17 protein-coding genes are annotated in these 20,336 nt (G+C 74.1%); 3 read left to right on the top strand and 14 right to left on the bottom strand.

Features of this window, described 5'->3' with window-relative positions; all coding sequences use genetic code 11:
* Window positions 1-51: 51 nt before the first annotated feature.
* The 11 genes from AB0A69_RS22245 to AB0A69_RS22195 form a co-directional block, all read right to left on the bottom strand.
* Entirely contained in the window at window positions 52-1,107 is a 1,056-nt protein-coding gene (locus tag AB0A69_RS22245; RefSeq protein ID WP_361424546.1) for an MBL fold metallo-hydrolase, read from the bottom strand.
* A gap of 224 nt (window positions 1,108-1,331) precedes the next feature.
* Window positions 1,332-2,738, bottom strand: a complete 1,407-nt coding sequence (locus AB0A69_RS22240) for an FAD-binding oxidoreductase (RefSeq protein WP_361424543.1) — start codon at window positions 2,736-2,738, stop codon at window positions 1,332-1,334.
* 78 nt (window positions 2,739-2,816) lie between these two features.
* On the bottom strand, window positions 2,817-3,560 hold the full coding sequence (locus tag AB0A69_RS22235; protein ID WP_361424540.1) for a GntR family transcriptional regulator: 744 nt from the start codon (window positions 3,558-3,560) through the stop codon (window positions 2,817-2,819).
* A 23-nt stretch (window positions 3,561-3,583) separates the two neighbouring features.
* Complete coding sequence (locus tag AB0A69_RS22230; protein ID WP_361424537.1) at window positions 3,584-4,585, bottom strand: proline racemase family protein; 1,002 nt, start codon at window positions 4,583-4,585, stop codon at window positions 3,584-3,586.
* A gap of 2 nt (window positions 4,586-4,587) precedes the next feature.
* A complete protein-coding gene (locus tag AB0A69_RS22225; RefSeq protein WP_361424534.1) occupies window positions 4,588-5,484 on the bottom strand; it encodes a dihydrodipicolinate synthase family protein in 897 nt (298 codons plus the stop codon).
* Window positions 5,484-6,836, bottom strand: a complete 1,353-nt coding sequence (locus AB0A69_RS22220; RefSeq protein WP_361424531.1) for an NAD(P)/FAD-dependent oxidoreductase — start codon at window positions 6,834-6,836, stop codon at window positions 5,484-5,486. The genes AB0A69_RS22225 and AB0A69_RS22220 overlap by 1 nt, the downstream gene beginning before the upstream one ends.
* Window positions 6,826-7,158 carry a (2Fe-2S)-binding protein gene (locus AB0A69_RS22215; protein ID WP_361424528.1) on the bottom strand — a complete coding sequence of 111 codons (333 nt, stop codon included), beginning with the start codon at window positions 7,156-7,158 and terminating at the stop codon, window positions 6,826-6,828. Before AB0A69_RS22215 ends, AB0A69_RS22220 begins: the two co-directional genes overlap by 11 nt.
* Window positions 7,155-8,354: an FAD-binding oxidoreductase gene (locus AB0A69_RS22210; RefSeq protein WP_361424525.1), complete on the bottom strand. Its 1,200-nt coding sequence runs from the start codon at window positions 8,352-8,354 to the stop codon at window positions 7,155-7,157. Before AB0A69_RS22210 ends, AB0A69_RS22215 begins: the two co-directional genes overlap by 4 nt.
* 81 nt (window positions 8,355-8,435) lie before the next feature.
* A complete protein-coding gene (locus AB0A69_RS22205) occupies window positions 8,436-10,766 on the bottom strand; it encodes a collagenase (protein ID WP_361424522.1) in 2,331 nt (776 codons plus the stop codon).
* A gap of 131 nt (window positions 10,767-10,897) precedes the next feature.
* The gene (locus AB0A69_RS22200; RefSeq protein WP_361424519.1) at window positions 10,898-11,296 is read right to left on the bottom strand and encodes a RidA family protein; all 399 of its coding nucleotides are present in this window, start codon (window positions 11,294-11,296) and stop codon (window positions 10,898-10,900) included.
* Entirely contained in the window at window positions 11,293-12,456 is a 1,164-nt protein-coding gene (locus tag AB0A69_RS22195; protein WP_361424517.1) for an acyl-CoA dehydrogenase family protein, read from the bottom strand. Before AB0A69_RS22195 ends, AB0A69_RS22200 begins: the two co-directional genes overlap by 4 nt.
* A 137-nt stretch (window positions 12,457-12,593) precedes the next feature.
* Between AB0A69_RS22195 and AB0A69_RS22190 the strand changes: the two genes are divergently transcribed.
* Both AB0A69_RS22190 and AB0A69_RS22185 read left to right on the top strand, forming a co-directional pair.
* The gene (locus tag AB0A69_RS22190; protein WP_361424514.1) at window positions 12,594-14,207 is read left to right on the top strand and encodes an AMP-binding protein; all 1,614 of its coding nucleotides are present in this window, start codon (window positions 12,594-12,596) and stop codon (window positions 14,205-14,207) included.
* A 20-nt stretch (window positions 14,208-14,227) separates the two neighbouring features.
* Window positions 14,228-15,046 carry a PaaX family transcriptional regulator C-terminal domain-containing protein gene (locus tag AB0A69_RS22185; protein WP_361424511.1) on the top strand — a complete coding sequence of 273 codons (819 nt, stop codon included), beginning with the start codon at window positions 14,228-14,230 and terminating at the stop codon, window positions 15,044-15,046.
* Here the strand turns inward: AB0A69_RS22185 and AB0A69_RS22180 are convergent.
* Window positions 15,024-17,312 (bottom strand): bifunctional salicylyl-CoA 5-hydroxylase/oxidoreductase, encoded by a 2,289-nt coding sequence (locus AB0A69_RS22180; protein WP_361424508.1) that lies wholly within the window; start codon window positions 17,310-17,312, stop codon window positions 15,024-15,026. The two genes, AB0A69_RS22185 and AB0A69_RS22180, sit on opposite strands and share 23 nt — an antisense overlap.
* 6 nt (window positions 17,313-17,318) lie before the next feature.
* Window positions 17,319-18,146, bottom strand: coding sequence for an enoyl-CoA hydratase family protein (locus AB0A69_RS22175; RefSeq protein ID WP_361424505.1), 828 nt, complete (start codon window positions 18,144-18,146; stop codon window positions 17,319-17,321).
* A gap of 322 nt (window positions 18,147-18,468) precedes the next feature.
* On the opposite strand from AB0A69_RS22175, the gene AB0A69_RS22170 reads away from it, so the two are divergent.
* Complete coding sequence (locus tag AB0A69_RS22170) at window positions 18,469-18,900, top strand: ATP-binding protein (RefSeq protein WP_361424502.1); 432 nt, start codon at window positions 18,469-18,471, stop codon at window positions 18,898-18,900.
* On the opposite strand, the gene AB0A69_RS22165 is transcribed toward AB0A69_RS22170, so the two are convergent.
* Window positions 18,872-20,314 (bottom strand): amino acid permease, encoded by a 1,443-nt coding sequence (locus AB0A69_RS22165; RefSeq protein WP_361424499.1) that lies wholly within the window; start codon window positions 20,312-20,314, stop codon window positions 18,872-18,874. The genes AB0A69_RS22170 and AB0A69_RS22165 overlap by 29 nt on opposite strands.
* Window positions 20,315-20,336 lie beyond the last annotated feature (22 nt).

The raw sequence follows: 20,336 nt of genomic DNA, 5'->3' as shown, positions 1-20,336 counted from the left end.
TTTCTAGCACCGGTGGCCGACCCCGGGCGAAGGAACGGGTGAGCCGGGTGCTCAGAGCTTGGTGTCGGGTCCGTCCAGCTCGGGCAGGTCGGCGGTCGCGAGCGGCGGCCGCACGGTGACGTCGGCGCCGATGTCGACGGTCATGCGGTCCAGCGCCATGTGGAGGGGCCCGTCGTATCCGGCCTTCCTGGTCCGGGCCATGATGACGTCGTCGCCCGCCTTGCCGTGCAGGCCCTTCTTGGCGATGTGCGAGAAGACGGCGACGCGCGGCCGGGCTTCGGAGAAGACCCGCGCGGCCTGCTCGGGGGTGGTGAGCTTCTCCTCGACGGCCTTCAGCTTCCCGCTCCTGGTGAGCTCCTCGTCGAAGGCGATGACGTTGTGGACGAGCAGGTCCACTCCCTTGCCGTGTTCCACGACGTTCCTGTGGTACGTGGTGTCGCCGGACAGGAGCACGGACTTGCCGGCGTGGTCGAAGCGGTAGCCGTAGGCCGGGTTGCCGTCCTTGTGCTCGACCGTGAAGGCGGTCACCTTGAGGCCGTCCTGGTCGTAGACGGTCCCGGGCCGTATCTCGTGGACGCGGATGTCCAGGTATTCCTTCTTGAACAGGTCGTTCGAGCGGTGCTCCAGGTCATGGGCGTACATCGCCCGCATACCGGCGACCATCCCCGCGGTCCCGGGCGGCCCCCATACCTCCAGCCGTTCGGTCCGCCCGAGCATGAACCACGGGTTCAGCCAGAGGCTCGGCAGGTCCTCGTAGTGGTCGTTGTGGAGGTGGGTCAGGAAGACCTTGGTGACGCCCTTGGGGTTGATCCGCGACTCGTACATGTTCTGGGTGGCTCCGCGGCCCACATCGAACAGCAGCCGGTGACCGCCGGCCTCGATGAGGGTGGACATGCCCTTGCGGCTGGTCGACATCTCCGGCCCACCGGTGCCGAGCAGGTGGACCTTCACGACGGGCCGCTCGCCCTTCGCGTCGGCGGCGCGGGCGGCCGGTACGGGTTCCTCGCCGGAGCGGTTCGACGTACAGCCCAGGAGGCCCAGGGAGAGGGCTGCCGCTCCGCCGAGCAGGGAGCGCCGGGCGGGCGCGGGACGGGAGGGGACGCTCATATCGTTCCTTGGGGGGACGCAGGGGTGAGCAGCGGACGCGCGGGGGGCGGCTCACGTGGAGCGGCTCAAGTAGAGCAACGCGGGCCTCTGCGGTGACATCGACGGTTCACACGAGACCGACGGAGGAATCCGGAGCTCCGCTTGTCTGTTCCGACAGCGTGGGCGGGCCCACCCGCGGCCCTCAAGCGTCCTCAAGGGTCGTCAAGCGGGGTATCGAGCGGGCGTCAGGCGGCGACCGCCGGGACGATGTTCGCGTTGCGGTGGAAGACGTTGTCCGGGTCGTAGGCGGCCTTGATGCGGGACAGCTTGTCGTACTTCTCCGGCCCGTAGGACCTGCGGACGCGGTCCTCCTCGAACTCGACCATGAAGTTGACGTAGCCGCCCGTGTTCGCCGCGTGCGGTGTCAGCTCGGTCCACAGGGCGCGGGCCCAGGCCGTGTCGGCCGTCAGGATGTCGGGGTCCGGGCTCATGGCGGAGCAGCTCATGACGTACATGGTTTCGCGCAGGCCGCCGAAGGCGGTGGCGTCCTCGTCGGGGTCGGTGTACGCGCCGGCCACGTGGAAGGTCGGGCAGAAGGACATCGGCGAGGTCTTGCGCGGCATGTACTCGCTCAGCAGGCCGATCACGTCGTCGTTCAGGTCGGTGTAGGCCAGCCCCTTGTCGTACGAGAGGATGCCGGTCGGCGCCGAGTCGTCCAGCATGCACTGGAGCGCGGTGAACGGCATGGGGGCGCGCAGCTCGAAGAGCGGGGGGAGGCCGTCGGCGAGCGGGGCGAGGGCTTCGGCGTGCTCGTCGGGCGTGCCGAAGCCGGCGATGATCAGGGCGTGGCCCGGCTTGCCCTGGTGCTCGGGCGGGACGAAGGGCGCGGGCGGGGCGCTCAGGCCGACGCCGATCAGGGCTCCGGCGGTGCGCGGCAGGCCGGGGACCAGGTCGGCGACGAGGTGCAGCGCCTCGGGGCCGTCGGCGAGGTCCCAGAAGAAGAGGGCCAGCTGGATCTCCGGGCCGACGGGGTGCGCGCGGAAGGTGAAGGTGGTGACGACGCCGAAGTTGCCGCCGCCGCCGCGCAGGGCCCAGAACAGGTCCGCGTTCTCGTCGTCGCTCGCGCGGACGAGGCCGCCGTTCGCGAGGACCACGTCGGCGGCGACCAGGTTGTCGATGGTCAGACCGTGCTTGCGGGTCAGCCAGCCGAGGCCGCCGCCGAGGGTGAGGCCGGCGACGCCGGTGTGGCTGACCGTTCCGGCCGGGACGGCGAGGCCGTACGGGGCGGTCCCGGCGTCGAGGTCGCCGAGTTTCGCGCCGCCGCCGCAGCGCACGGTGCGCGCGTCCGCGTCCACCTCGACGCGGTTCATGTCGCTCAGGTCGACGACCAGGCCGTCGGGGCAGACGGAGGCGCCGGAGAAGCTGTGGCCGCCGCCGCGGACGGAGATCTCCAGGTGCTCGTCGCGGGCGAAGCGCAGCGCCGTGGCGACGTCCTGCGGTGACGCGCAGCGGGCGACCAGGGCCGGCCGGTGGTCGATGGCCCCGTTCCACAGGGAGCGGACCTGGTCGTAGTCCGGGTCCGCGGGGGTGACGAGCCGTCCTTCGAGGCGGTCGCGCAGGGAGCCGACGGTCTGGTCGGTGAGGGTGGTCATGGCAGCCTCCGCGGGTGATGTGCCGCCGCTCTGTCAACCTATCGACACCCGAACGGGTGGACAAATCGAGGCAAACCGCTAGGACCCTTCGGTACGCGACCGGGCCCACGTGGAGCGCACGTGCCCCAGGTGGCGGGCCATGCACGCCTCGGCCGCCGCCGCGTCGCCCGCCAGCATCAGGTCGAGGAGCTCGTGGTGCTCCTGCGCCGAGGCGACCAGCAGGCCGCGCTCGTCCAGGGCCGTCAGGCCGTAGAGGCGGGAGCGTTTGCGCAGGTCGCCGACAGTCTCCACGAGGCGGTCGTTGCCGAAGAGGCCCAGCAGCGAGAGGTGGAAGCGGCGGTCGGCGTCGAGGTAGCCGATCAGGTCGTGGTCGCGGGCGCGGACGACGATCTCCTCGGCGACCGGGCGCAGCTCCTCCAGCTGCCGCCGGGTGGCCGTACCCGTGACGGCGCCGACGGTCGGCACCTCGATGAGCGCCCGCAGCTGTGTGTACTGGTCCAGGTCCCGCTCGCTGACCTCGGTGATCCGGAAGCCCTTGTTGCGTACGGGCTCGACCAGGCCCTCGCGGGCCAGCTCCAGCATCGCCTCGCGCACGGGGGTCGCGGAGACGCCGAAGCGGGCGGCGAGGCCGGGCGCCGAGTGGACCTCGCCGGGGCGCAGCTCGCCGGCGATCAGCGCGGCGCGCAGGGCGTGCGCGACGCGGTCGCTCAGCCGCTCGTGGGCGGCCAGCGTGGTCAGGGCCGTGGAGACGGTGGGGGGTCTGGTCGGGGGTGCGGCCGTGAGTGCGGTCGGGAGTGCGGCCGTGGGTCCGGTCGTCGTCATGGTGTCGGTGTTCCTTTCGGCGCTCACAGCAGGAAGCCCGCCGGGAACGGATCCTCCGGGTCGAGGAAGTACTGTGCCGTACCCGTGATCCAGGCGCGGCCGGTGACCGTCGGTACGACGGCGGGCAGGCCGCCGACCGTCGTCTCGGCGACGAGCCGCCCCGTGAACTCCGTACCGATGAACGATTCGTTGACGAAGTCGCGGCCGAGCGGCAGCGCGCCGCGCGCGTGCAGCTGCGCCATGCGCGCCGAGGTCCCGGTGCCGCACGGGGAGCGGTCGAACCAGCCGGGGTGGATGGCCATGGCGTGCCGGGAGCGTACGGCGTCGGAGCCGGGGGCGGCGAGGTACACGTGCTTGAGGCCGCCGATCTCCGGGTCCTCGGGGTGGACGGGGCGGTCGCCGGCGTTGACGGCGTCCATGAGGGCGAGTCCGGCGGCGAGGAGGTCGTCCTTGCGGGCGCGGTCGAAGGGCAGGCCGAGCGCGTCGAGCGGGACGATGGCGTAGAAGTTGCCGCCGTAGGCGAGGTCGTAGGTGACGGTGCCGTACCCGGGGACGTCGACCGTGCGGTCGAGGGCGGCGCAGAAGGCGGGCACGTTGGTGAGGGTGACGGACTTCGCGGCGCCGTCCTCGACGCGGACGTCGGCGGAGACGAGTCCGGCCGGGGTGTCGAGGCGGACGGTGGTGACGGGCTCGGTGACGGGCACCATGCCGGTCTCGACGAGCACGGTCGCGACGCCGATGGTGCCGTGGCCGCACATCGGCAGCAGCCCGGACACCTCGACGTACAGCACGCCGTAGTCGGCGTCGGGGCGGGTCGGCGGCTGGAGGATCGCGCCGCTCATGGCGGCGTGGCCGCGCGGCTCGTACATCAGCAGCGTGCGCAGGTGGTCGAGGTGGGCGGCGAAGTGGCGGCGCCGCTCGGCCATGGTGGCGCCGGGGATGGTGCCGACGCCGCCGGTGACGACGCGGGTCGGCATGCCCTCGGTGTGCGAGTCGACGGCGTGGTAGACGTGCCGGGTGCGCATGGCTAGGCGAGTCCCTCCGCGAGCGCCTTGCCGGTGGCCGCGCGGACGGCGGCGTACCGCTCCTGGTCGAGGGGGGTACGGGGTGGGCGGCACGGTCCGCCGTGGCGGCCGGCCAGGTCCATGGACGCCTTGATGGCCTGGACGAACTCCGGTCGGGAGTCCCAGCGCAGCAGCGGGTGCAGCGACCGGTACAGCGGCAGGGCGGTGTCCAGGTCGTGGGCGGTGGCGGCGTGGTAGAGGGCGGCGCACGCGGCGGGGAGGGCGTTGGGGTAGCCGGCGATCCAGCCGACGGCACCGGCCACCGCCAGCTCCAGCAGGACGTCGTCGGCGCCGATCAGCAGCTCCAGCCCGGGGGCGGCTTCGGCGATCTCGTACGCGCGGCGCACGTCGCCGCTGAACTCCTTGACGGCGACGACGCTGCCGTCGCCGTGGAGCTCCGCCAGCAGCTCGGGCGTCAGGTCGACGCGCGTGTCGTGGGGGTTGTTGTACGCGACGACCGGCAGCCCCGCGCGCGCGACCTCGGCGTAGTGGGCGCGTACGCCCCCCTCGTCGGCGCGGTACGCGCTGGGCGGCAGCAGCAGGACGGAGCCGGCGCCCGCCTCGGCGGCCTGCTCGGCCCAGTGGCGGGCCTCGGCGCTGCCGTACGCGGAGACGCCGGGCATCACGCGGGACCCGTCGCCGGCGGCCTCGACGGCGACGCGCACGAGGCGGGCGCGCTCGTCGTCGGTGAGGGTCTGGTACTCGCCGAGGGAGCCGTTGGGGACGACGCCGTCGCAGCCCTGGGCGATCAGCCAGGCGACGTGTGCGGCGTAGGCGTCGTAGTCGATGGTGAGGTCGTCGCGCAGCGGCAGCGCGGTGGCGACCATGATCCCGTGCCAGGGGGAGGTGCGGTGGTCCATCAGTCGGCTCCAGGTGGTTGTGCCAGATGGCTGAGCGGGACGGGGCAGGAGAGCGGGCGCCGGTCGGGCGCCGGGTCTTCGCCGGCGAGGCGGGCGACGGCCTGGCCGCACATGCGGCCCTGGCACCAGCCCATGCCGGCGCGGGTGAGCAGCTTCACGGTCCGGGTGTCGTGGGCGCCGAGGTCGGTGACGGCCTCGCGGATCCGGTCGGCGGTGACCTCCTCGCAGCGGCACACCTCGGTGGCACCGTCCAGCCAGCCGGTCCAGCCGGGGCCGGGCCGGTGGGCGGCGGCCATCGCCCCGGCGAAGGCACGCAGGCGGGCGCGGCGGCGGACGAGGGCTGCCGGAGGGCGCCGGCCCGCGACGGAGAGGGCGGCGATCTCGCCTTCCGTACGGGCCAGTTCGGCGCCACCGACGCCACAGGCCTCCCCGGCGGCCCACACTCCGGGCACGGAGGTGCGCTGCTCGGCGTCCACGTCGACGGCGGGGGTGGCGTCGGCGGTGCGGCGCGTGGCGCAGCCCAGGCCGGTGGCGAGCTCCAGCTGCGGTACGAGGCCGTGGCCGACGGCGAGCGCGTCGCAGGGGATGCGGCGCCCGGTGCCCTGGACGGGCCGCCAGTCGCGGTCGAGGCGCGCGACGGTGACGGCCTCGACGCGGGCGGTGCCGTGCGCCGTACCGTGCGCCGTGCCGTGTACTGCGGTGACGGCGTGACGGGACAGCAGCCGCGTGGAGTGCCGCAGCAGGGCGGCGCCGTGCCGCGCGCCCTCGACGAGCTTGCCCGGGTTGCGGGCCAGCGCGGCGGCCTCGCGGGCGTACGCCGTGTAGTCGGCGGCCTCGACGACGGCGGGTACGCGGGCGCCCGCGGCGGCGAGCGTGGTGGCGACGGCGAGCAGCAGGGGGCCGCTGCCCGCGACGACGACGCGGCGGCCGGGCAGGACGCCGCCGGACTTGAGCATGGCCTGGGCGCCGCCCGCGCCGACGACACCGGGCAGGGTCCAGCCGGGGAAGGGCAGCTGGCGCTCGTAGGCGCCGGTGGCGAGGAGGACGCCGCGGGCGCGGACGGTGGCCGCCCTGTCGTCGGGTCCGGCGACGCAGTGGAGGAGCCAGGTGTCGCCGTCCCGTAGGACGGTCCACACCTGGTGCAGCGGCAGATGGCGTACGCCGCCGGTGAGGCCGCGCACGAGGTCGCGGGCGGCGCGCGGAACGGGCCCGTGCGCCGGGTGCCGGAAGATCTGGCCGCCCGCCCGCTCCCCCGCGTCCAGCAGCGTGACGCTCAGCCCGAGCCGGGCGGCGGTGCCCGCGGCGGCGAGCCCGGCCGGCCCGGCCCCGACGACGGCGAGGTCAGCGGTCATGGCCCGTGCCCTCCTGGGTGGTGACGGTGTCGCCGGGGCGGGCCGGGGTCAGGCAGGCGCGTTGGTTGGGGCGGCCGTTGACGGTCGCCAGGCAGTCGTAGCAGGTGCCGATCCCGCAGAACGCGCCGCGCGGGGCGCCGCCGCCGCGGGTGGTGCGCCAGGCGAGGATGCCATGGGCCCAGAGGACGGCGGCGACGGTCTGCCCGGGCCGGGCGGTGAGGGGCCGCCCGTCGAAGGTGAGGGTGAACGGGGTCGCGGGCGCCGCGAGGGGTGCGGGCGCCGCGAGGGGTGGGGTCGCGGGGGGCGGGGTCGCGGGTCTCACGCGGTGGCTCCTTCCGGTGCGGCGAACCGGTCCGGGCGGAACGGCTCGGCGTCCAGCGGCGCCGGGCCGCCGCTCAGCGCCGCCGCGACGAGCAGCCCGGTCGCCGGGGCGAGGCCGATGCCCGCGCCCTCGTGGCCGCAGGCGTGGTGGAGGCCCGGCACGCGCGGGTCGGGCCCGATGGCGGGGAGGTGGTCCGGCAGGTAGGGGCGGAAGCCGTGGTACGCGCGGATGGCCCGTACGCCGCCGAGCACCGGGAAGAGGGCGGTCGCCTGCGCCGCGAGCCGCCGCAGCGCCTCGGTCGACAGGGTCCGGTCGAAGCCGACGCGCTCGCGCGTGGCGCCGATGAGAAGGGGGCCGGCCGGGGTGGACTCGACGACGGCGGAGGACTGGAGGGCGGCCGAGCCGCTGGCGACGTCGGCGACGTAGTCCGCCGCGTACACCTTGTGGCGTACGAGGCGGGGCTGCAGCGGTTCGGTGACGAGGACGAAGCCGCGGCGGGGCAGCACGGGCAGGTGGACGCCGGCCAGTGCGGCGAGCGCCCCGCCCCAGGTGCCGGCCGCGTTGACGACGGCGGGGGCCTGGAGGTCGCCCCGGGTGGTGCGTACGCCGCGGACGGCGCCGCGCCGGTCGGTGAGCACGGCGGTGACCTCCTCGCCGAGCCGGACGTCCACGCGGCCGGCGCCGGAGGCGCGGGCGGCGCGCAGCAGCCGGGCGGCGGCCTGGGCGGGCTGGACCTGGGCGTCCTGCGGGTAGTGGAAGCCGCCTGCGAGGCCGGGTGCGAGGTGGGGTTCGAGGTCGGGCAGCCGGTCGGCGGGGAGCTCGCGCGCGTCGACGCCGGAGGCGCGCTGCCCGGCCGCGAAGGCGCGCAGCGCCGTGAGGGCGGCCCCGTCGGATGCGACGACGAGACCGCCCTTGGGCTCGTACTCGACCTCCGGTGGGAGGGTTTCGGCGAGTTCGCGCCACAGTCGGGTGGACAGCAGCGCGAGGTCGAGCTCCGGACCCGGCTCCTTGTCGGAGACGAGCAGGTTGCCCTCGCCGGCGCCGGTGGTGCCGCCCGCGACGGGGCCGCGGTCGACGACGGCGACGGCGAGCCCCGCACGGCCCGCGTAGTAGGCGCAGGCCGCACCGACGACTCCGGCGCCGACGATCACGGCGTCCAGGGCGGCCGGCACATGACTCACATGTCGCGTGGGCACGGCAGTAATATTTCACGCACTACTGCCGCGCGTACAGGGGTCCGTACGGAGAATTCCCGTCCGGCGCCGGTGAGTTGGCCGTCAGCTGCGCAGGGGACCTTCGCACGTGTAGGGCGAGGTGCCGCCGGTGCGGTCGGGCCGGATCTCCACCTCCCCGAAGGAGCAGTTCATGTCGGCGAGGTTGGTGGCCGCCGGGCGCGCCCGGTCGAGGAGGAAGTAGTCGACGGTCTCCGCCATGTCGCGGAAGACCAGGTCGGGGCTGGCGGCGTCCGTCAGCCGTGCGGTGATCCGGCCCGTGCAGAGGAAGCGGGGCCTGGCCGGGTCGGCGGTGGCCGTGCAGCGCGGATCGGCGCCGGTCGCCGCCGCGAAGGCGGCGCGGACGCCCTCGGCGGAGGCGTGGTCGAGCCGGTCGTCGGGGACGTAGCGGGTGTCGGGCACGAACAGCTCGTCGGCCCTGGCGATCCGCGCGTCGAGGAAGGCGTCGTACCCGCGCTGGAGCCCGGCGTCCCGGCCTACCCGGTCGCGCCAGGCGTCGAAGGCGGCGGGGTCGTCGGCGCGCAGGTGCCGGTACATCTCGCGCAGCAGGGCGGGCCGTTCGGTCCACAGGTACGAGAAGAAGGTGCCCGCGTAGGCGTAGAAGCGGAAGCCGTCGCCGGCGTAGGTGGCGTGCAGCAGCTGGTCCACGCTCATGCGGGGGCTGCCGTCGGCGGTGTCCGCGATGACGCCTCGCACGAGCGACCTGCGGACGGCGACGCCGTCGTCGCGGGTGGCTCCGGCGAAGAACTCGGCGGTTCCCTCGTCCATCGCGGTGGTGCGGTCGCCCTCGTACCAGGGTCCCTCACCGAAGTAACCCGGCACGGCGAAGCGGCCGTTGAGGTAATGCGTGTACTCGTGGCGGAAGAGCTCCTCCAGGGTGAGCGACGAGTCCTGCGGGACGCGGCGCTGGTAGGTGTAGAAGGTGGCGCCGCGCTCGATGTAGATGCCGCCGTTGTCGGTGTCCATGCCGGTGAGGAGCGGGTGGTAGTTCTCGTAGTCGGCGCGGGAGGCGTACAGCACGATGGTCAGGGCGGTGTTGGTGTCGCCGGCGAGCGGCTCCTCGGTGCCGAGGACGCGGTGGAACTGCGCCCTGACCTGCTTGCCCGCGTAGTACAGCTGGTCGACGGTGGCGGCGTCGAGACCGGTGCGGACCTTGATGGCGCCGGTGTCGTAGCGGTACGCGTGCGGGAAGATGCGCCGCTCGATGTCGTCCTTGCAGACGCGGTACGGCGCGCACGCCTCGTAGAAGACGAGCCAGCCGGCGAGGCGCGCCCAGGGCGCGCTGCCCTCGCCGAAGTTGCGGACGACGGGGTCGAGCAGGGCGCCCACGTCCGGGACGATCTCCGCCTTGACGGCCGCGATCTGGCCGAAGCGGCCGTACTCGGCGAGCGCGTCGCGCACCACCCACTCGTTGGGCGTTCCCTTGAGGTGCGTGTGGTCGGCGAAGGCGCGGAAGGCGGCGCGGTACGCGGTGTTCCGGGCGGCCAGGGTGTGGAAGGCGGTGTCCCGGTTGCCGGGGTACACGCCGAGGTGGTTGACCGAGAGCGCGGCGAGGGCGGCGCCGCCCCAGGCGGGGTCGCGGTAGGTGGTGGTGTGGTACCGGTCCATGGTGGCCAGCACCTTCTGGATGAGCCCGAGTTGCGAGTGGCGCAGGCCGGCGGCGCTGCCGGTGTAGAGGGCCTCGCGCAGGGTGTCGGCGTTGGTGCGGGTGGCGCGGAAGGAGCGGGCGGCCGAGCCGAAGGCGTGGATGGCGCGGCGCATGGCCTCCGTGGTGGGCGGGTCGGTGACGTCGATCTCGCCGCGCGAGAAGTCGTGGTACACGACCGCGTGCAGGTAGGTGAGCATCTCCAGCAGGTGGGTGCCGTTCGCGCCGTCGTGCGCCGGGGCGAGGGCGGAGACGCGGCGCGAGACGGCCTGGACGTGGGCGTCGGACATGACGGGGGCGAGGCGGGCGTCCCAGGTCCACAGGAGGGTGCGCAGGCAGCCGTCGGCGGTGACGGCCGGGTCGGCGAGGAAGTCGGCGAACTCCTCGGGGCGTAAGCCGGTGACACCGTCCAGGGTGCAGGTGGGGACGGCGGCCGTGGCGGTGGTGGCCGGAGCCTGCGGCGTCTGCGGGCCGGGGACACGGGCGTCGTCGGCGCGTTCCCCGGGCGCGGGGGCGGGGCGCGAGGTCGGCCGCGGTGCGGTGGCCAGGCGTACGACCTGGTCGTGCGGCGCCTCGCGGGGGTCGGGTGCCGCGGACACGGCACGGGCGGTGTGGGCGTGGGCGGTGGGGGCGTTGAGGCCGGTCACGCCGCCGCCGAGCAGGGTCGCGGTGGCGACCGCGCCGGCGAGGAGGGTTCTGCGGAGGGGGCCTGGTGTCGTGGGCTGGGGCACGTGCGACTCCTGGGTGAGGTCGGATTGTCGAGTGCATGCCACTGCTGTACGACGCGTAACATAGTAATGTGATATTGCACTGACAACCCGTCAGGAGCGGTCGTTGTCGCCGCCGATGCGGAACCGTTCGTTCAGTCCAGCACCGCGAACCCGTCCAACTCCACCAGCGCCTCCTCGTCCCAGAGGCGCACCGCGCCGATCACCGCCATCGCCGGATAGTCACGCCCCGCCAGCCGCCGCCAGATCCGGCCCAGTTCCGCGGCGCGCGCCCGGTAGTCGGCGACATCGGTGGCGTACACGGTGACGCGCGCGAGGTCGGCGGGGGTGCCGCCGGCGGCCTGCAGGGCGGCGAGCAGATTGCCGAGCGCCGTCTCGAACTGCTCCGGCAGGCTCTCCCCCACCACCCGGCCGTCGCCGTCGAGCGCGGTCTGCCCGGCGAGGAACACCAGCCGGGAGCCGGTGGCGACGACGGCGTGCGAGAAGCCGGTGGGCGGCGAGAGGTCAGCGGGGTTGACGCGTTCGATGCTCATGAACCCAACTCCTCGGCGTACGGCTCCTTCGCGTACAGCTCCTTCGCGATGATCGTGCGCTGCACCTCGGTCGCGCCCTCGTAGATGCGCGGCGCCCGGACCTCGCGGTAGAGGTGCTCCAGCAGGTGGCCGCGTTGCAGGGCGCGGGCGCCGTGGAGCTGGACGGCGGCGTCGACGACGTACTGCGCGGTCTCGGTGGCGAGCAGCTTCGCCATGGCGGCGCGCCGGGGCACCTCGTCGCCGCCCGCGTCGTCGCCATCGCCGTCGCCCGCGTCGTACGCCGCCGCCGCCGCGTACACCAGCAGGCGGGCCGCCTCGGTGCGGGTGGCCATCTCGGCGACCTGGTGGGCGACCGCCTGGAGGTCCTTCAGCACGCCGCCGAAGGCGCTCCGCCGCGCCGTGTGCGCGAGCGTCGCGTCCACGGCGGCCTGGGCCATGCCGACGGCGAAGGCGCCGACGCTGGGCCGGAAGAGGTTGAGGGTGGTCATGGCGACGCGGAAGCCCCGGTCGACCTCGCCGAGCACGTCCGCGCGCGTGACGGGTACGCCGTCGAAGCGCAGGCTGCCGATGGGGTGCGGGGAGAGCATGTCGAGGTGGGCGCCCGTCAGGCCGGGGCGGTCGGCGGGCACGAGGAAGGCGGTGACGCCCCGCGCCCCGGCGCCCGGGGTCGTCCGGGCGAAGACGGTGGCGAAGTCGGCCTCCGGTGCGTTGGAGATCCAGCACTTCTCGCCGGTCAGCCGCCAGCCCTCCCCCTCCGGTACGGCTTCCAGCGCGAGCGCCGCCGCGTCCGACCCGGCCTCCGGCTCGCTGAGCGCGAAGGCCGCCACCGCCCGCCCGGCGGTGACCTCCGGCAGCCAGCGCGCCCGCTGCTCCGGCGTGCCGAAGGCGGCGACCGGGTGGGCGCCGAGGCCCTGGAGCGCGAGGGCGGTCTCCGCCTCCGTACAGGCGCGGGCGAGGGACTCGCGCATCAGGCACAGGTCGAGGGCGCCGGAGCCGAAGAGCCGGGAGATCAGCCCGAGTTCGCCGAGCGCTGCGACGAGCGGGCGGTTGACGCGGCCCGGCTCGCCCTTCTCGGCGAGGGGGCGCAAGCGTTCGGCCGCGAGGACACGCAGCTCCTCGCACCATGCTTTCTGTCCCGGATCAAGTGAGAATGCGGGCATTCGCGCCCCCTCCGAAGAATCCGTCAGAGCTCGGTCTATCGCGTACCGTTGACTGTCGTCACCTTCACGATACGCTCGATGGGCGTTCCCATCACCCATAGGAGTCACCCGCAAGGGTCTTCCACAGGGGGCGAATCATGGAGCTGACCGGATCGGCCCACCTCGACACCTTCGCCCGCGACCATCTGCCGCCCCGCGAGCAGTGGCCCGAGCTCCTCTTCGACCTGCCCGAGCTGCGCTACCCGGACCGGCTCAACTGCGGTGCGGAGCTGCTGGACCGCACGATCGAGCGGTTCGGCCCGGACCGCCCGGCCTTCCGGGACGGCGCGGGCGGCGTGTGGACGTACGGCGACCTGCGCACGCGGGTCGACCGGATCGCCCACGCCCTCACCCGCGACCTGGGCGTGGTGCCGGGCAACCGCGTGATGCTGCGCGGCCCGACGACCCCGTGGCTGGCGGCCTGCTGGCTGGCGGTGATGAAGGCGGGCGGCGTGGCCGTCACCGTCCTGGCGCAGGCGCGCGCCGGGGAGCTCGCCGTGATGTGCGAGATGGCCCGGGTCAGCCACGCGCTGTGCGACGTCCGGTCGGTCGACGACCTGGTGAAGGCCGAGGTGGAGGGGTTGCGCGTCACGGCGTACGGCGGTGACGCGCCCGACGACCTGCTGCGCCTGGCGGCCCGTCACCCGGACGCGTACGATGCCGTCGACACCGCCGCCGACGACGTCGCGCTGATCGCCTTCACCTCCGGGACCACCGGACGGCCCAAGGGGTGCATGCACTTCCACCGCGATGTGCCGGCCGTCGCCGACACCTTCTCGGCGCGGGTCCTGCGCCCCGAGCCGGACGACGTCTTCGCGGGCAGCCCGCCGCTGGGCTTCACCTTCGGGCTCGGCGGCCTGGTGATCTTCCCACTGCGGGCAGGCGCCTCGGCGCTGCTGCTGGAGCAGGCGGGGCCGAAGCAGTTGCTGCCCGCGATCGGCGAGCACCGGGTGTCGGTGCTGTTCACGGCGCCGACGGCGTACCGGGTGATGCTGGAGAACCTCGACGGGCACGACACCGGCTCGCTGCGCCGCTGCGTGTCGGCGGGCGAGAACCTGCCCGCCGCCACCTGGCGCGCCTGGTACGAGCGGACCGGGCTGCGGATCATCAACGGCATCGGCGCGACCGAGCTGCTGCACATCTTCATCTCGGCGGCCGACGACGCGATCAGACCCGGGGCGACCGGCGTGCCGGTGCCGGGCTGGCAGGCGCGGGTGGTGGACGGCTCCGGGCGGCCGGTCCCGGACGGCGAGGAGGGCCTGCTGGCCGTGCGCGGCCCGGTGGGCTGCCGCTATCTGTCCGATCCGCGCCAGACGGAGTACGTCAGGGACGGCTGGAACCTCACCGGTGACACATACGTCCGCGAACCGGATGGCTACCTGCGCTACGTCGCCCGCGCGGACGACATGATCATCTCGGCGGGCTACAACATCGCGGGCCCGGAGGTCGAGGACGCGCTCCTCGCCCACCCCGACGTGGTCGAGGCGGCGGTGGTGGGCCGGCCGGACGAGGTGCGCGGCCAGATCGCCGTGGCGTACGCGGTGGTCCGGGAGGGCGTCGCGCGCGACGACGCCACGGCCGAGGAGCTGCGCGCCTTCGTCCGCTCGCGCCTCGCCCCGTACAAGTGCCCGCGCGAGATCGTCTTCCTGGACGCCCTACCCCGGACGGCCACGGGGAAGCTCCAGCGCTTCCGGCTGCGCGCGCGGCCCTGACCCCGTCCTAGAGTGATCACGTGGCCGAGCAGCACACTCCGCGTTCCCTGATCGTCTCCCTGTACGGCGCGTACGGGCGGACGCCCGACAACGCCCCGCTGCCGGTGGCCGAGCTGATCCGGCTGCTGGCGGTCCTCGGCGTGGACGCCCCGTCCGTCCGGTCCTCGGTGTCCCGGCTCAAGCGGCGCGGCCTGCTGGAGCCGCGCCGCACGGCGGACGGGGCGGCCGGGTACGCCCTGTCGGCGGACGCCCGCCAGCTCCTCGACGACGGCGACCGGCGCATCTACGCGGCCGGCGAGCCGCCCGAGGAGGAGGGCTGGGTACTCGCCGTCTTCTCGGTCCCCGAGGCCGAGCGGCACAAGCGCCACCTGCTCCGCTCCCGGCTGGGCCGCCTCGGCTTCGGCACGGCGGCCCCGGGCGTCTGGATCGCCCCCGCCGCCCTCCACGAGGAGGCCCGCCACACCCTCACGCGGCTGCACCTCGACCCGTACGTGGACCTGTTCCGCGGCGAGCACCTCGGCTTCGCGCCGACGGCCGAGGCGGTGGGCCGCTGGTGGGACCTGGCCGCGATCGCCAAGCTGTACGAGGAGTTCCTCGACCTCCACGAGCCGGTCCTGCGCACCTGGTCGACGCGCGAGCCCTCCCCCGAGCAGGCGTACCGCGACTACCTGCTGGCCCTGGACTCCTGGCGGCGCCTCCCGTACGCGGACCCGGGCCTGCCGGCCGCCCTGCTCCCGGCGGGCTGGCCGGGCGGCAGGGCGGCGGCCGTCTTCGGCGGGCTGCACGGGCTGCTGCGGGACCGGGGCGAGGACTTCGTCAGGGGCGCGGGGACAGGCTGAGGCGCGGCTTCGGCGCGTCCGTGCGGCCCGTCGGGGGCTTGCGGCTGCCCGCGCGGTACGGGGCCGGCCAGGGGGCGGCGGGGCCCTCGTAACCCTGGTCGGCCGCCGCGTGCAGCGTCCAGTGGGGGTCGTACAGGTGCGGGCGCGCCAGGGCGCACAGGTCGGCGCGGCCGGCCAGCAGCAGGGAGTTGACGTCGTCCCAGGAGGAGATGGCGCCGACCGCGATGACCGGGACCTTCAGCGCGTTACGGATCTTGTCGGCGTACGGGGCCTGGTACGAGCGGCCGTACTCGGGGCGTTCGTCGGGCACCACCTGGCCGGTGGAGACGTCGATGGCGTCGGCGCCGTGCTCGGCGAAGGCGCGGGCGATCTCGACGGCCTCCTCGGCGGTGGTGCCGCCGGGCGCCCAGTCGGTGGCCGAGAGCCGCACGGTCATGGGCCGCTCGCCGGGCCAAGCGGCGCGGACCGCGTCGAAGACCTCCAGCGGGAAGCGGAGCCTGCGCTCGAGGGAGCCGCCGTAGGCGTCGGTGCGGCGGTTGGTGAGCGGGGAGAGGAATCCGGAGAGGAGGTAGCCGTGCGCGCAGTGCAGTTCGAGCAGGTCGAACCCGGCGCGGGCGGCGCGGCGCGCGGCGGCGGCGAACTGCTCCCTTATGTCGGTGAGCGCCGCCCGGTGCAGCTCGTGCGGGACCTGGTTGACGCCGGGGCGGTACGGCAGGGGTGAGGCGGCGACGAGCGGCCAGTTGCCGGAGTCGAGGGGCTGGTCGATGCCCTCCCACATGCGCTTGGTGGAGCCCTTGCGGCCGGAGTGCCCGAGCTGGACGCCGAGGGCGGTGCCGGGTGACTGGCGGTGCACGAAGTCGGTGATCCGGGACCAGGCGGCGGCCTGCGCGGGCGTGTACAGGCCGGCGCAGCCGGGGGTGATGCGCCCTTCGGGGCTGACGCACACCATCTCGGTCATGACCAGCCCGGCGCCCCCAAGGGCGCGGGCCCCCAGATGGACGAGGTGGAAGTCGCCGGGGACGCCGTCGGCGGCCGAGTACATGTCCATGGGCGAGACGACGACGCGGTTGCGCAGGGTCAGCCCGCGCAGCCGGAACGGCGTGAACATCGGCGGGGTGCCGGGCGGGCAGCCGAAGTCGCGTTCGACGGCGCCGGTGAAGCGCGGGTCGCGCAGCCGCAGGTTGTCGTGGGTGACGCGGCGGCTGCGGGTGAGGAGGTTGAAGGCGAACTGGCGCGGCGGCTGGTCCAGATAGCCGGCGAGCTCCTCGAACCAGCGCAGGCTGGCGGCGGCCGCGCGCTGCGTGGACGCGACGACGGGCCGGCGTTCCGCTTCGTACGCCGCCAGCGCCCGGTCGAGGTCCGGCTGCTCCTCGACGCAGGCGGCGAGCGCGAGGGCGTCCTCGACGGCGAGCTTGGTGCCGGAGCCGATGGAGAAGTGCGCGGTGTGGGCGGCGTCGCCGAGCAGGACGGTGTTGCCGTGGGACCAGCGCTCGTTGACGACGGTCCGGAAAGCGGTCCAGGTGCTCTTGTTCGAGGTGAGGGGCCGGCCGCGCAGCGCCTCGGCGAAGATCTTGGCGCAGCGGTCGATGGACTCCTGGGTGTCGAGCTCGTCGAAGCCGGCCGCCCGCCAGACCTCCTCGCGCATCTCGACGATGACGGTGGAGGCGTCCGCCGAAAAGGGGTAGCCGTGGAGTTGCATCACGCCGTGCTCGCTCTCCGCGACCTCGAAGCGGAACGCCTCGAAGGCGAAGTCGGCGGCGAGCCAGATGTAGCGGCAGCGGTGGGTGGTCAGGGTCGGGCGGAAGACGTCGGCGTGGGTCTCGCGGGTGCGGCTGTGGACGCCGTCGGCGGCGATGACCAGGTCGTACGCGGTGGCCAGCTCGGCGGCGGGCGGCGCCTCGGTGCGGAAGCGGAGCCGTACGCCGAGCGCGGCGCAGCGGGCGTGGAGGATCTCCAGCAGCCGGCGGCGGCCGAGCGCGGCGAAGCCGTGGCCGCCGGAGGTGAGGGTGCGGCCGCGGTGGACGATGTCGATGTCGTCCCAGCGGACGAACTCCGCCTGGAGCGCGGCGTACACGGCGGGGTCGGCGTGCTCGATGCCGCCGAGGGTCTCGTCGGAGAGCACGACGCCGAAGCCGAAGGTGTCGTCCGGGGCGTTCCGCTCCCAGACGGTGATGTCACGGGCGGGGTCGAGGCGCTTGAGCAGCGCGGCGGCGTACAGGCCGCCGGGCCCGCCGCCGATGACGGCCACGCGCAGGGCACGGCTCACGGCGGGTCACCGCCCCCGCCACTTGGGAGGACGCTTCTCGGTGAAGGCGGCGTGGAACTCGGCGTAGTCCTCGCCGTTCATCAGCAGGGCCTGCGTCGCCGCGTCCAGCTCGACGGCGGCGGCGAGCGGCATGTCGAGCTCGGCGGTGAGCAGCGCCTTGGTCTGGGCGTACGCGAGGGCCGGGCCCTCGGCGAGGCGGCGGGCGAGCGCGGCGGCGCGCTCGTCGGCGCGGCCCTCCTCGGTGAGCTCGCTGATCAGGCCGATGCGCTCGGCCTCGGGGGCGCGGACCGGTTCGCCGAGCATCAGCAGCCGGGTGGCGTGGCCGAGGCCGACGACCCGGGGCAGGAGGTACGCGGCGCCCATGTCGCCGCCGGAGAGGCCGACCTTGGTGAAGAGGAACGCGAAGCGTGCGGAGGGGTCGGCCACGCGGAAGTCCGCGGCGAGGGCCAGGACCGCTCCGGCGCCGGCGGCGACCCCGTGGACGGCGGCGATCACGGGGAAGGGCGCTTCGCGCAGCGCCCGCACCACCTGGCCGGTCATCCGGTTGAAGTCGAGGAGCTGAGCGGTGTCCATGGCGAGGGTGGCGCCGATGATGTCGTCCACGTCGCCGCCGGAGCAGAAGCCACGCCCCTCCCCCCCGAGGACCAGGGCCCGCACGGCGCGCTCGCGGGACAGCTCGGCGAGCAGGTCGCGCAGGTCGGCGTAGGCGCCGAAGGTGAGCGCGTTCAGCTTGGCGGGGCGGGCGAGGGTCACGGTGGCGACGCCGTCGTCGACGGTGAGCCTCAGATGGCGCCACTCGGGGGTCCGGGGCGCGGAGCTGGTGAAGGGGCTCATGGGGTGCGGCCTCCCTCGGCGAGCGGATTGCCTGGCGAGTACCTGCCCGTCGACGCTATCACTCAACCGTGACCACCGTCACGTACACGCGATAGAGGGTACGCGGACCGCGACGGTCGTGTGACAGGTGTGGCACAGGTCTCCTGAAGGAAGGCCTGAGGCTCTGGTGGCGTCGGTTGCGGTCCGTAAGGTGGAGGGGAGGAAACCGAACGACCGAACGGCCCACCGGACAGACGCCGCGGAGACAGCCGCGGAGCCGGCGGACGCCGCCGAGACCGAAGACACCGCAGAGACCGAAGAGACGCAACGGAGGACCGCCATCGTGCTCGAAGCCTCCGGCCCCGCCTACTGGCGCCTGGCCCTGCCGCACTCCGCGGCCGCCGTGCCACTCGCCCGGGCGCTGGTACGGAAGGCCCTCGCGGACCTCGACGCTCCGGCGTCGGCGGACACCGACACGGCGGAGCTGCTGACGGCTGAGCTGGTGGCGAACGCGGTGAAGCACACCGATCCCGGCGACCCGCCGATCGAGCTGGTGGTGGAGCTGCTGGAGACCGGGTGCCAGGTCGAGGTGCACGACCGCGACCCGGCCCCGCCCGGTGACCTGTCTCCCGCCCACACCACGCCACCGGACCCGTGGCAGGAGCACGGCCGCGGGCTGCTCCTGATCCGTACGCTCAGCGCGGCGTGCGGCCACCGCCGTACCCCGCAGGGCAAGGCGGTGTGGTTCACGCTCCCGGGGCTCGGGACGACGTGACCTCTTCCGCCTCCGGCACGGCGCCGGCGGCGGCGAGGCGCGAGTTGCGGCGCCCGTAGCCCGCGTACACCAGCGCGCCGGCCAGCAGGAAGACGGCGAACTGCAGCCAGGTGGTCCAGCCGGTGCCCCACATCAGGTACAGGCAGAAGGCGACGCCCAGGACCGGGCTGACCGGGTAGAGCGGCACCCGGAAGGTGCGCTCGAGGGCGGGGTGGCGGCGGCGCAGCGTGATCACCGCGATGTTGACCACGGCCATGACGGCGAGCGTGCCGATCGTCGTCAGGTTCATCACGACGTCGAGCGGCACGACGGCGGCCGGAACGGCGAAGACGGCGGCGACGATCCAGGTGTTCGCGACGGGGGTGGAGGTCTTCGGCGAGACCTTCTCGAAGACGCGCGGGATCAGCCCGTCCCGGGACATCGACATCAGGATGCGGGTCTGGCCGTACATCACGGCGAGGACGACCGAGGCGATGGCGACGACCGCGCCGAAGGCGATGATCCCGCCGCCGAGGGCGGAACCGGTGACCTCGTCGACGATGAGCGAGAGCGCGGCCGGCTGGTCGGCGACGTCGTCGGCGGACATCGCGCCGATCGCGGCGAGGGCGACCAGCCCGTACAACAGCGTGACGGCACCGATGCAGATCATGATCGCGAGGGGGATGTTCCGGCGCGGGTTCTTGACCTCCTCGCCGGCGGTGGTGATCGCGTCGAAGCCGATGTACGAGAAGAAGGCGAGCGACGCGCCCGAGGTGACCCCGGCGAGGCCGTGCGCCGCGAACGGCGAGAGGTTGCCCGAGCGGAAGGCGCTGAACGCGAGCGCGCAGAACAGGATCAGGATCGCGATCTTGACGACGGCCATGGCGGCGGTGGCGCGGGCGCTCTCGCGCACGCCGCGCACCAGCAGCACGGCGGCGAGGGCGATCACCACGACGGCGGGGACGTTCACGATGCCGCCGTCCCCGGGCGGGGCGGACAGGGCGGCGGGCAGCTGTACGCCGATGAGGCTGTCGAGCAGTTCGTTGAGGTACTGGCCCCAGCCGACCGAGACGGCGGAGACGGACACGCCGTACTCCAGCAGCAGGCACCAGCCGGTGAGGAACGCGACGCGCTCGCCGAGGGCGGCGTACGCGAAGGAGTACGAGCTGCCGGAGACCGGGATGGCACTGCCCAGCTCGGCGAAGGAGAAGGCGGTGAAGACGCAGGTGATCGCGGCGAGCACGAAGGAGACGACGACCGCGGGGCCCGCCTCGGCGACGCTGTCGGAGAGCCCGACGAAGATGCCGGTGCCGACGATGGCGCCGACCCCGAAGCACACGAGCTGGAAGAGGCCCATGGTCCGCTTGAGGCCATGCCCCTCCAGATCGGCGCCGGATTCGGCGACCAGTTGGGCGGGGGTCTTGAGGCGCTGCATGGGTGGTTCTCCCGGCGGTGGT

It is taken from the genome of Streptomyces sp. NPDC045431, assembly GCF_040646655.1.
In the GTDB taxonomy this organism is placed as follows: domain Bacteria; phylum Actinomycetota; class Actinomycetes; order Streptomycetales; family Streptomycetaceae; genus Streptomyces.
This window is presented reverse-complemented; position numbering and strand designations above follow the sequence as displayed.